The 12,968-nt window shown below is 75.4% G+C and carries 6 protein-coding genes; all 6 read left to right on the top strand.

The window, feature by feature from the left end; all coding sequences use genetic code 11:
- Window positions 1–81: 81 nt before the first annotated feature.
- The gene (locus BMY88_RS08910) at window positions 82–1,347 is read left to right on the top strand and encodes a DUF1972 domain-containing protein (RefSeq protein ID WP_091942377.1); all 1,266 of its coding nucleotides are present in this window, start codon (window positions 82–84) and stop codon (window positions 1,345–1,347) included.
- A 59-nt stretch (window positions 1,348–1,406) separates the two neighbouring features.
- Complete coding sequence (locus BMY88_RS08905) at window positions 1,407–2,078, top strand: hypothetical protein (protein WP_091942256.1); 672 nt, start codon at window positions 1,407–1,409, stop codon at window positions 2,076–2,078.
- A 280-nt stretch (window positions 2,079–2,358) separates the two neighbouring features.
- On the top strand, window positions 2,359–5,895 hold the full coding sequence (locus tag BMY88_RS08900; RefSeq protein WP_244524546.1) for a PKD domain-containing protein: 3,537 nt from the start codon (window positions 2,359–2,361) through the stop codon (window positions 5,893–5,895).
- A gap of 240 nt (window positions 5,896–6,135) precedes the next feature.
- Window positions 6,136–10,635, top strand: coding sequence for a PKD domain-containing protein (locus BMY88_RS08895; RefSeq protein ID WP_091942252.1), 4,500 nt, complete (start codon window positions 6,136–6,138; stop codon window positions 10,633–10,635).
- A 218-nt stretch (window positions 10,636–10,853) separates the two neighbouring features.
- Window positions 10,854–11,627 (top strand): CDP-alcohol phosphatidyltransferase family protein, encoded by a 774-nt coding sequence (locus BMY88_RS08890; protein ID WP_244524545.1) that lies wholly within the window; start codon window positions 10,854–10,856, stop codon window positions 11,625–11,627.
- On the top strand, window positions 11,624–12,967 hold the full coding sequence (locus BMY88_RS08885) for a glycosyltransferase family 4 protein (protein ID WP_091942250.1): 1,344 nt from the start codon (window positions 11,624–11,626) through the stop codon (window positions 12,965–12,967). The genes BMY88_RS08890 and BMY88_RS08885 overlap by 4 nt, the downstream gene beginning before the upstream one ends.
- The last annotated feature ends 1 nt before the right edge of the window (window position 12,968 follow it).

Here is a 12,968-nt window from a genome sequence, read left to right as displayed (position 1 = left end):
CCGACCTGCGTCTTCAGCATCAGAAGCGACCTGCCGACCACCAGGGCAGTGATCGCCGACGAACGGACTCCGATGAACCGCATGAGCATCGCCATGGTGGGCACGCGAGGCGTGCCCGCGCGCTATGGCGGCTTCGAGACCGCCGTGGAGGAGATCGGCCGGCGCCTGGTCGACGACGGCCACCGCGTCGTCGTCTACTGCCGCACGACGCCCGGGGCCACGGAGCTGCCTCCGGCCGAGCACCTCGGCATGGAGCTGGTCCACCTGCCGGCCGCGCGCAAGCGGTCGCTGGAGACGCTCAGCCACACCGCGCTGTCGGTCCGGCACCTCGTCACCCACCGCACCGATGCGGCCTTCGTGTTCAACGCGGCGAACTCGCCGCTGCTGCCGGTGCTGCGCGCGGCCCGGATCCCGGTCGCCACCCACGTGGACGGCCTGGAGTGGAAGCGCGCCAAGTGGGGCGGGGCGGGCCGGCGCTACTACCGGGTGGCCGAGGCCCTGGCGGTCCGCTGGTCCGACGCCCTCATCGCCGACGCCCAGGGCATCGCCGACTACTACGAGGACGCCTTCGCCGCGCCGGCGACGCTGCTCACCTACGGCGCGCCGATCATCCGGCCCGGGTCCGACCGGCTCGCCGAGCTGGGGCTGCAGCCGCGCGGCTTCCACCTCGTGGTGGCCCGGTTCGAGCCGGAGAACCACGTCGACCTGATCGTCGAGGGGTACGTGCGCAGCGCCGCCACCAAGCCGCTGGTCGTGGTCGGCTCGGCTCCCTACGCCGACGAGTACACCCGCCGGGTGCACGCGCTGGCCGACGACCGGGTGCGCTTCCTCGGCGGGGTCTGGGACCAGGAGCTGCTGGACCAGCTCTACGCCCACAGCGCCACCTACCTGCACGGCCACTCGGTGGGCGGGACCAACCCCTCGCTGCTGCGCGCCATCGGCGCCGGAGCCGCGGTGACCGCGTTCGACTGCTCCTTCAACCGCGAGGTCGTCGCGGACGCCGGCCGGTACTTCTCCACCCCGGACGACGTCGCCCGGGAGATCGCCGGCGTCGAGGCCGACCCCGTCGGGACCGCCCGGGCCGGCCGCCGCTCCCGCGAGCTGGCCCTGCGCTACGACTGGGACGCCGTCGCCGCCGGCTACGAGGAACTGGCCGAGATGCTGGTCGCCCGGCGCTTTCCGCGCCGGCGGCCCAGCGGACGGCGGATGCCGACCGACGCCGACCTGCCGCTCGGCCGGCCCGTCGAGCCGATCCGGGTCGTGGCACCGCGCCCGGACAACGTGCTGCACCTGCCCTCGCCGTCCCCGTCGCCGGAGACCAGGCACCTGCCGGCGGCCCAGCAGTGAGCCGCGCGGGCAGCGGTCGGGACGGAGCGCTCCCGGAGGGGCGCGAGGGGGGAGGAACGATGACGGTGGACAGCGACGTCGCGCCCGGCGAGACGCGGACCGCGGCACCGCGGCGCCGGCGGCTGCTCGTCGCGGCCGGGACGGCGGTGCTGGTCGCCGTCGTGGTCCTGGTGTGGCTGCTGAGCACGCGGGGCGACGACGACGGGGACGGCGCTGCGAGCGCGGCGGATCCCTCCGCAGTGCCCACGTCGGCTGCGCCGGAGGAGACCATCGCGCCCCTGCCGCCGACCCCGACACCCTCCGGTCCGACCGAGGACGCCGACGAGCTCCCGCCGTCGCTGCCGGAGGTGCCGCTCGACGCCCCCGCGGCCGTGGGCAACGGCATCGTCGCCACGATCGCCTCGATCGAGGCGATCGAGGGCACCGCGGTCGGCCCGGGGAACATCGCCGGTCCCGCGCTGCGCATCACGGTGCGCATCGCGAACGGCACCGACGAGGCCGTCTCGCTCGACGGCGTCGCGGTCAACCTGTCCTACGGGCCGGACCGGACCCCCGCTTCGCCGCTGGACGACCCCTCGCGGTCCTCGTTCGCCGGCATGGTGGAGCCCGGAGCGTCCGGCGAGGGCGTGTACGTCTTCACCGTGCCGGCCGACGTCCGGGATCTCGTCACCGTCGAGGTCGGCTACCAGGCCGGCGCCCCGCTGCTGCTGTTCACCGGTCCGGTGGGCTGACCCGCGCCACCGATCCGCTCGTCGACGACCCCGTTCCCGCACCCGCGGGAGCGGGGTCGTCGCGCGTCCGGCGCCGTGCCCGCGGGGATCCGAACCGATCACCCAGCGTCATCACGTCTCATCATGTCGAGTGAAAAAGCCCAGGTCGTGACCGTATCGAGTGGTGGTTTCACCCTGCCGGGCCGCCTCTCGTCACGCTTAGTATCCATCGACGGTCTCATCGGGACGCGTCGGTACTGGAACTTGAGCGGGGGCTCGCATGGGGATCGTGGGGACAGGTGTGCGCAGGCGCGCCGTGGCGGCGCTGGCGACACTGGCGGTCGCCGTCGGGAGTTGGGCGCTGACGCCACCCGGCACCGCGCGGGCCGACTCCGCTCCGAGCCCCGCCACCCCGACCGACCCGGTCACCGTCTCGGCCGACGGTCTGCCCACGGTGCAGCTCAACGGTGTGGCCTGGTCGCAGGTCGTCGTCGGCGACACCGTCTACGTCGCCGGCTCCTTCACCCGGGTCCGGCCCGCGGGCTCGCCGGCGGGCACGAACGAGACGGTCCGGAACAACCTCCTCGCCTACGACATCCGGACCGGTGCGCTGGTCACGTCCTTCGCGCCGAGCCTCAACGCCCAGGCGCTCGCCGTCGCGGCCTCACCGGACGGCACCCGCCTCTACGTCGGCGGCGACTTCACGGTCGCCGACGGGCAGCCGCGCAGCCGGATCGCCGCCTACGACATCCGCACCGGCGCTCTCGTGGAGTCCTTCCGGCCCGGCGTCAACGGCCAGGTCGCCGCGATCGCGGCCACCGACGGCACGGTCTACCTCGGCGGCGGCCTCAGCGCGGTCGGCGGGACCAGCCGCACCCGGCTGGCCGCGGTCCGCGCGTCGGACGGCGGCCTGCTGCCCTGGGCGCCCGTGCCCGGGACCGGCCCGACCAGCGGCAACCGCAACCCGACCAACCCGACCGCTCCGGGCACCACCGCCACAAGCAACGACGTCCTGGCCCTCGTCGTGACCGGGGGCGGCAGCCAGGTCGTCGCCGCCGGCCGGTTCGACACGATGAACGGCGCCAAGGCCACCGGCGTGGCCGCCCTCGACCCGACGACCGGCGGCACCCGCACCTTCGAGATCAACCGGCTGATCACGAACCAGGGCGTCAACTCGGCGGTGTGGAGCCTGTCCACCGACGGCACCACCGTCTACGGAACCGGCTACGACTACTACGGCCCCGGGAACCTCGAGGGCTCCTTCGCGGTGGAGGCGGGCAACGGCCGGGTGCGGTGGATCGCCGACTGCCGCGGGGACAGCTACTCGAGCTTCCCGTCGGGCGGCGTGGTCTACATCGCCTCCCACACGCACAGCTGCGTCAACATCGGCGGGTTCCCGGAGCAGGAGCCGCGGGTCGAGCAGCGGGCCTCGGCGCTGAGCGCCGCGCCGGCGAGCAGCAACGGCGTCGTGGCGCAGAGCAACCTCAACTTCACCGGGCAGCGCGCCCCGGCGCAGCTGAACTGGTACCCGTCCCTGGCCCAGGGGCAGGTCACCGGCCAGTACCAGGCCGCCTGGAGCGTGACGGGCAACGGCTCGTACGTCGCCTACGGCGGTGAGTTCCCGCGCGTGAACGGCCAGTCGCAGCAGGGCCTGGTCCGCTTCGCCGTCCCGTCGCTCGCGCCCAACCGGGTCGGCCCGACGGCGTCGGGCGGGACGACGGCGACCGCGATCGCCGCGGGCACGGTGCGCGTCGCCTTCCCCGCGGCCAGCGACCTCGACAACGGCACCCTGAGCTACTCCGTCTACCGCGATGGCAGCGCGACGCCGGCGGCGACGTTCACCCGGCCGTCGTCCTGGTGGCTGCGGCCGACGCTGGGCTGGACCGACCGGAACGTTCCGGCCGGCACGCACAGCTACCGGGTCGTGGCCGCGGACCCCTTCGGCAACTCCGTCGACCTCTCCTCGGCCACCGTCGCGGTCACCGGCACCGGGACGTCGCGTCCCTACGCGGCCACGGTGCACGCGGACGGCGCCATCGAGCACTGGTCCCTGGGTGAGGCCTCCGGCGGCACCGCGTTCAGCCAGGCCGGTGCCGGGGACGCGGCCATCTCCAGCGGCGTCCGCACCGGCTGGGAGGGGGCGCTGCGCGGCGACGCCGACACCTCCACCTGGTTCGACGGCAGGACGGGGCTGGTGAGCCAGCAGGCGCCCGTGCGCGGCCTGGACACGTTCACGGTCGAGGCCTGGTTCGAGACGCGGACGACGGCCGGCGGGGTGATCGTCGACTTCGGTGACGTGCGCTCGGGTCTCAGCCGGAACAACGACCGGCAGATCTGGCTGGACACGGCGGGACGCGTCAACTTCGCCGTCTACCCGGACGCCCCCCGCAGCCTGGTCAGCCCGGCGGCCTACAACAACGGCACCTGGCACCACGTCGCGGGCACGGTCGGCCCCGACGGCATGAAGCTCTACGTCGACGGTCGCCTGGTCGCCTCGCGCGCCGACACGTTCGGGGCGTTCGACATCAGCGGCTACTGGCACATCGGCGCGGACCGGCCGTGGTCGGGCGCCGCCTACTACAACGGGCGCATCGACGAGGTCGCGGTGTACCCGGTCGTGCTGACCGCCGAGCAGGTGGCCCGCCACCACGCGCTCGGCAGCACGGGGGCCGGTGGCAACGTCGCTCCGCAGGCGTCGTTCACGTCGTCCGCGGACGGGCTGACCGCCGCCTTCGACGGGCGGGCCTCCACGGACCCCGACGGCACGATCGGGAGCCACGGCTGGGACTTCGGCGACGGCACCACGGGCACCGGCGCGACGGTGACGCACGCCTACGCCCGGGCCGGCACGTTCACCGTCCGGCTCACGGTCACCGACGCCGCCGGCGCGACCGCCGGCACCGAGCGGCAGGTGACGGTCGTCGCCCCGGCGAACCGGCCGCCGACCGCGGCCTTCACCGCGACGCCGACGGGGCTCTCCCTGGCGGTGGACGGGCGCGGCTCCGCCGACGGCGACGGCACGGTGGCCGCCCACAGCTGGAACTGGGGCGACGGCTCGGCGCCCGGCACGGGCGCGACCGCCACGCACGCGTACGCCGCGCCCGGCACCTACCAGGTGACGCTGACGGTGGTCGACGACGACGGTGCCGCCGGCTCGGTGACCCGCGCGGTCGCCGTGGCCGCGCCGGGGACCACCCCGCCGCTGGCCGGCGACCGGTTCGAGCGCTCGACGACCGGCGGCCTGGGGGCGGCGGACCTCGGTGGCCCGTGGACCGCGACGGTGGGCGCGAGCCGGCAGTCGGTCGTCGGGGGTGCGGCCGTGCTGGCGCTGCCCGCGGCGGGCAACGAGGCGGTCGCCTACCTCGGGGGGACGAGCACGGCTCGCGCCGACGTCCGCGCCACGGTCTCGCTGTCCTCGACCCCGACCGGGACCGGGACGTACGCCTACGTCACCGGCCGGCGGGTGGCCGCCGGCGAGGACTACACGGTCCGGCTGCGCGTGGCGCCGGACGGCGCGGTGTACCTGCTGCTCTCGCGCCTGAGCGGCGGAGTGCAGGCCTTCCCCGGCGGGGAGACCCGTGTCGCCGGGCTGACCTGGACGCCGGGCACGTCGCTCGAGACGCGGGTGCAGGTCTCGGGCACCGGGACGACGGTGGTCACCGCGTCGGTGTGGGTCGCCGGGCAGGCCGAGCCGACGACGCCGCAGCTGACGCGGACCGACACCACCGCCGCGCTGCAGCGGCCCGGGGCGGTCGGGATCGGCGCGTACCGGCCGGGCAGCGCTCCCGCCGCGACGACGGTGCGCTTCGACGACCTGCTGGTCACCGAGCTGCCGTGACCCCGGTGGCCGGGCCGGCTCCGCACGGAGCCGGCCCGCCGACCAGGGAGTTGCCGAGCGATCACCGTGCGTGATGGGCCTCACCCCGGTGAGGGAGAAAACCGCAGGTCACCGCCTGGGTCTCACCTGGTCAGGTGATCGTCAACGGTGGCACAGGGTGTCATCGTCACTCTCGGTACTCGACGACGGCATCCAGGGGGAGGCCGCCGGTCTCGGGTCCTGGTACACGGGGGAAACCGCATGTCCACGTCTTCGAGCGCGCCTCGGCGCGCACCGGCCCGCGTCGTCGCGGGCACCGTCGGCCTCCTGCTGACCGCCGGCAGCCTGGCGCTGCTCCCCGGTACGGCACAGGCCGACTCCGCGCCGCTGGTCCCGTCGGCGAGCACGCCGACCACGGTCACCGCCGACGCCCTGCCCACCGTGCAGATCAACGGTGTCGCCTGGGCGCAGGCCGTCGTCGGCAACACCGTGTACGTCGGAGGCAAGTTCACCAGCGCCCGCCCGGCCGGTGCGCCTGCCGGCACCAACGAGACGCCGCGCGCCAACCTGCTCGCCTACGACATCCGCACCGGCGAGCTGATCACCTCCTTCGCCCACGCCCTCGACGGCCAGGTGCTCGCGGTCGCGGCCTCGCCCGACGGCTCCCGGGTCTACGTCGCCGGCGACTTCACGACCGTCGACGGGCAGAGCCGCCGCCGCGTCGCCGCCTTCGACACCGCCACCGGTGCCCTCGTCGCGGGCTTCGCGCCGGCCGTGCAGAGCCAGGTCGCCGCCCTCGCCGTCACGAACGACACCGTGTACATGGGCGGCAGCATCACCGCGGTCGGCAGCGTCAGCCGCAGCCGGCTCGCGGCCGTCAGCGCCGCCGACGGCAGCCTGCTGCCCTGGGCCCCGGTGCCCGGCGTCGGCTCCGCCACCGGCAACTCCGACGGCAACCGCAACACCAGCGACGCCGTCCTCGCCCTCACCGTCTCCGGCACGGGCCAGGTCGTCGCCGGCGGCCGCTTCGACTCCATGAACGGCGTCAAGGCCACCGGCGTCACCTCCCTCGACCCGGTGTCGGGCGCGACGATGCCCTTCGCGATCAACCAGCGGCTGACCAACCAGGGCGTCAACTCCGCCGTCTACAGCCTGAGCACGTCCGGGAACCTGGTCATCGGTACCGCCTACGACTACTACGGCCCCGGCAACCTCGAGGGCTCGTTCGTCGTCCAGGCCGACGGCGGCGCGATCGTCGAGATCAACGACTGCCGCGGTGACTCGTACTCCAACTACGCCACCGGTGGCGTCGTGTACGTCGCCAGTCACAGCCACGACTGCCGCAACATCGGCGCCTTCGTCGAGCAGAACCCGCGGGTGCACAAGTTCGGCGTCGCCTTCACCCTGGCGCCCACCGGCACCGTCGGCAGCTCGACCATCACCAACAGCAACTTCCGCGGCCAGCCCGCCGGCTCGCTGCTGCCCTGGTTCCCGACCATGACGCCGGGCACCGTCACCGGCCAGGGCCAGGCCGGCTGGTCGGTCACCGGCAACGACCGGTACGTCGTCTACGGCGGCGAGTTCCCGCGGGTGAACGGCATCGGCCAGCAGGGCCTCGTCCGCTACGCCCTGCCCGGCACCGCCCCGAACGCGGTCGGCCCGTCGACCGACGGCTTCACCGCCACCGCCACCTCGCCGGCGCCCGGACGGGTCACCGTCGGCTGGACGGCCACGTCGGACCAGGACAACGCCAACCTCGTCTACCGCGTGCAGCGCGAGGGTCAGCCCCTGCCCGTCGCCGAGACCGTGCAGGCCTCCACCTGGTGGAACCGGCCCGCCATGTCGGCCGGGGACGCCGGCGTCAGCGGCAGCCTGCGCTACCGCGTCACCGCGACCGACCCGTTCGGCAACACCGTCGCCACCCCCTGGGTCGCCGTCGAGGTCGCCGTGGCCCCCCCGGTCGGGCAGACCCGCCCGTACGCCGAGTCGGTCCGGGCCGACGGCGCGTCGAACCACTGGCGGCTCGGTGAGACCACGGGTGCCGCCGCCGACGCGATCGGCACCGCGCCGATGACGGTCGGGGCCGGGGTCACCCGCGGCCAGGCCGGCGCGGTGACGGGCAACACCGCCTACTCCTTCAACGGCAGCTCGACCGCCTCCCTGGCCACCGGCACCGCGCAGGCGGCGCCGAACACCTTCACGCAGGAGGCGTGGGTCCAGACCTCGTCCACCACGGGTGGCCGGATCATGGGCTTCGCCAACCGGGCCACGGGCACCAGCACGTCGTACGACCGGCAGGTCTACCTCGAGACGAACGGCCGCATCTCCTTCGCCGTCAAGGTGCCGACCATGTTCGGCCTCTCGTCCCAGACGCGGGCGGTGACCAGCACCGCCTCGTTCAACGACGGCGCGTGGCACCACGTCGCGGCGACGATGAGCCCCGCGGGCATCTCGCTCTACGTCGACGGCGTCCTGGTCGGATCGCGGACCGACGCCACCACCGGGCAGTCCTACAGCGGCTACCTGCGGGTCGGCGCCGATCGTGCGATCGCCGGCGCCAGCACCTTCACCGGCCGCATCGACGAGGTCGCGCTGTACCGCACCGCCCTCACCGCGCAGCAGATCGCCGCGCACGCCACCGGCGGCGGCGTCTCCGCCCCGACGGCCAACCAGGCCCCGACGGCGCGGATCGCCGTCACGCGCACCGGCCTCACCGCCGCGCTCGACGGCCGGGGCTCCGTGGACGGCGACGGCTCCGTGGCCGCCTACGCCTGGGACTTCGGCGACGGTCAGCAGGGGACCGGCGCCACGGCGTCGCACACCTACGCCGCCGCAGGCACCTACGTCGTCGGCCTGACCGTCACCGACGACCGGGGCGCGACCACGACCGCGAAGACGCTGGTCACCGTGGCGCCGGTCCGCGTCAACGCCGCTCCCCGGGCCGCGTTCACCGCCACCGGCCGGGACCTGGGGATCGCCGTCGACGGCGCCGCCAGCGACGACGCCGACGGCACCGTGACCGGGCACAGCTGGAACTGGGGTGACGGCTCGCCGGCCGGCACCGGCGTCGCCGCGGCGCACACCTACGCCGCGGCCGGCACGTACACCGTCACGCTGACGGTCACCGACAGCGACGGCGCCACCGGCACCACCACCCAGCAGGTCACGGTGACCGCCCCGATCTCCACCGCCCCGCTCGCCAAGGACACCTTCGGCCGGTCGGTCACCGGTGGCCTGGGCGCGGCCGACGTGGGCGGCGCCTGGACCGTCGTCGCCGGGGCCGCGCGCCAGTCGGTGACCGGCGGCGTCGCGGAGCTGGCCCTGCCCGGCACCGGCAACAACACCGGCTCCTACCTCGGCGGCGTCAGCACCACCAGCGCCGACGTCCGGACCTCCTTCACCCTCACGTCGGTCCCGACCGGCAGCGGCACGACCGTCTACGTGACGGGACGCCGGGTCGGTGACGGCGCGGAGTACCGGGTGCAGGTGCGCGTCGCCGCCGACGGCAAGGTCTACCTCTCGCTGCTGCGGATCGTCGGCGGGGTGCAGAGCTTCCCCGGCGGGGAGGTCACGGTCCCCGGGCTGACCTGGACGCCGGGCATGTCGCTCGACACGCGGGTGCAGGTCTCGGGCGTCGGGACGACCACGATCACCGCCTCGGCGTGGGCGGCCGGGACGGCGGAGCCGGCCGCGCCGCAGCTGACGCGGACCGACACCAGCGCCTCCCTGCAGGCGGCCGGTTCGGTGGGCCTGGCGGCCTACCGTCCCAGCAGCGCCACGGCCGCGACGGCCGTGCGGGTCACCGCCTTCCGGGTGGGCCTGGTCGGTGCCGCCGCGCACGTCAACCTCGCGCCGACCGCCGCCTTCACGGCCCAGGCCGAGAACCTCGCGGTGGCCGTCGACGCCACCGGGTCGGCCGACTCCGACGGGCGCGTGGTCCGCGCGGCCTGGACGTTCGGCGACGGCGAGCAGGCCGACGGCACGGCGGCGTCGCACACCTACGCCGCCGCGGGCACCTACACCGTCACCCTGACGGTGACCGACGACGAGGGCGCCACGGCGACCTCCACCCGCCGGATCACCGTGACCGCCCCGCCGGCCCCGCCGGTCGAGGAGCCGGCCGTGCAGATCGCCGCCGACGCCTTCGACCGCGCCTCGGCGGGCGGGCTGGGCACCGCCGACCTCGGTGGGGCCTGGGCCTCGATGGCCGGTGCCGCGCGCCAGGCGGTCGCCGACGGGGGAGCGGTCCTGACCGTCAACCCGGGCAACAACACCGGCGCCCACCTGAGCGGCGTCGCCGCCGCGAGTGCGGACGTCCGGACGACGGTGTCGTTCTCCGCGGTGCCGGCCACCGGTACCGGTGTCTACGCCCACGTGACCGGGCGCCGGGTCGGGACCGCGCTGTACTACGCCCGGGTCCGGGTGCTGCCCGGTGGCGGCGTCAGCGCCGCGATCGTCCGCGAGGTCGCCGGTGTGGAGTCCGTGCTCGGCCCGGTGACCACCCTGGCCGGCGTCACCTACACCCCCGGCACCCAGCTGGAGCTCCGGTTCCGGGTCTCCGGGAGCGGCACGACGGACCTGGCGCTGACCGTCTGGCAGGCCGGCACGGCCGAGCCGACGACGGCCACGCTGGTCCGCGCCGACGGTGCGGCCGAGCTCCAGGCCCCGGGGTCGGTCGGGATCGCGGCCTACCTGTCGGGCAGCGCGACCGGTCCGGTCGCGGTGCGCTTCGAGGGGATCACCGTCACCGCCGTCCGGTGACCACCCCGCAGTGAGCCCGATGTCGGGCCGGCCCCCTCGGGCCGGCCCGGCATCCGGCCGTCCACCACCCGGCGCCTGCCCACTGTGGGTGAGGCCGTCCCCGCAGACCTCCCCGCCGCCCTCCTCCGCCGCTGATGCTGTCCTCGCGCGCCGGTGCGCCCGGCGACCGGCCGGGCTCGCGCCCGGCCGATCGACCTGTGGCACGTCACGGAGGACCAGTGGACCGCTCGAGCACCGTGATGGCGCCCCCGCGCCCGGAGGAGTCGCCCGCGGGCGGCCTGAGGGCGACGCTGCACCGTCTGTCGTCCGCCCAGAAGGGCGCCGCCGGGGCCCCGGCGTACTCCCGCTTCGTCAACCGCCGGCTGGGCCGGCTGTTCGCGGCCCTGGCCTTTCACGCCGGGCTGACCCCCAACGCCGTCACGGCGCTGAGCGCGACGTGCACCGCCGCCGGCATCGCGCTCGTGGCGACCACGTCGCCGTCGGTGCCGATGGGGCTGGCCGTCGCCGCCTGCCTCGTGCTCGGCTACGCCCTCGATGCCGCCGACGGCCAGCTGGCCCGGTTGCGGGGCGGCGGCTCGCCCGCGGGGGAGTGGCTGGACCACATGGTCGACGCCGCCAAGGCGTCCGGCCTGCACGTGGGTGTGGCGATCGGGCTGTACCGCTTCGCCGACGTCGACGCGGTCGTGCTCCTGGTGCCCCTCGGCTACGCCGTCGTCGACGCCGTCACCTACTTCGCGACGATGCTCAACGAGGCGCTGCGCGCCCAGCACGGCGTCGCCACCCGCGCGGCGCCCACCGCCGGCCCGGTCGGCATCGGGCGCTCCCTGATGACCCTGCCCACCGACTACGGGCTCCTGGCCTGCGCGTTCGTCCTCTTCGGGTGGACCTGGCTGTTCGTGCCGCTCTACGTCGTCCTCTTCCTGGCGGCGGCGGGCTTCCTGCTGCTGGCGTCGGTCAAGTGGTTCCGCGAGATGGACCGGCTGCCCCGATGAGCGCCGATCCCACCGGCGCCCGCCCGCCGCTGCTCGTGGTGCACCCGGGCTCGGAGCTCTACGGCGCCGACCGGATGCTGGCGGAGTCGGCGGCCGCCCTCGCCGAGCGCTACACGGTGACGGTCGTGCTGCCCGGGCCCGGACCCCTGGTGGCCGAGCTCGAGTCGCTCGGGGTCCGGGTCCGGACGTGCCCGATGCCGGTGCTCCGGCACGCCGCGATGCGCCCCGCGGGTGCCCTGCGGCTGCTCGCCGACGCGCTCCGGGGGGCGTGGCCCGCCGTCCGGTTGCTGCGTCGCGACGGCGTCGCCGGGGTCTACGTGAGCACGCTGACGCTGCCCTCCTGGCCGCTGCTGGCCCGGCTCGCCGGACGACGGGCGATCTGCCACGTGCACGAGGCGGAGCGGTCCCAGAGCCGCCTGCTGCGCCGGGGCATGGCGCTGTGCCCGGCGCTGGCCCACCGGGTGGTCGCCAACAGCGCCTTCACCCTGGAGACGCTCGCCGAGGTCGCCCCGCGCCTGCGCCGGCGCAGCACGGTCGTGCACAACGCGGTCCGCGGGCCGGCCTCCGTGGTCCCCGCGCGGCCCGAGCTGGACGGGCCGCTGCGACTGCTGTTCGTCGGCCGCCTGTCGCCGCGGAAGGGTCCGCAGGTCGCCATCGCGACGCTGGAGGCCCTGCTGGCCCGCGGCGTGGACGCCCGGCTGGACCTGCTGGGCTCGGTCTTCCCGGGCTACGAGTGGTTCGAGCGCGAGCTGCGGGCGACCGTCGCCGCGGCCGGCCTGGAGGAGCGCGTCGAGTTCCTCGGGTTCCGGTCCGACGTGTGGCCGCACCTGGCCGCCGCCGACATCGCCCTGGTGCCCGCGGTCGGGGACGAGTCCTTCGGCAACACCGCGGTCGAGGCCGTGCTCGCCGCCCGGCCGCTCGTGGTCAGCGCCCACAGCGGGCTGCGCGAGGCCGTGGCCGGGTACGCCGCCGTCCAGGCCGTCGACCCCGGCCGTCCCGACGACTGGGCCGACGCCGTCGTCCGGGTGGCGGAGGACTGGACCCGGCTGCGCGCCGCCGCCCTCGACGACGCCGCCGAGGCCCGCCGGCGGCACGCGCCGAGCCGCTACGCCGCCGACCTGCTCGCCGCGGTCGGGGCTCCCGGACCGCTCCCGGGCGACCCCGGAGCCGGCCTCGAGGGCCGGCACCAGACCTCGGCTCCGTCACCCTCGGTGGTGCCCGTCACGCGTATCGGTCCTGCTCAGCGCCCCCTTCGGGTGAGCAGGACCGCCGGAACGGTGACGGTGCGTGGTCACCGGTGGTGGACTCGGCCCGCACTCGACGTCCATGGGGGGAACTGAC

The organism is Trujillonella endophytica, assembly GCF_900110555.1.
Taxonomy (GTDB): Bacteria; Actinomycetota; Actinomycetes; order Mycobacteriales; family Geodermatophilaceae; genus Trujillonella; species Trujillonella endophytica.
This window is presented reverse-complemented; position numbering and strand designations above follow the sequence as displayed.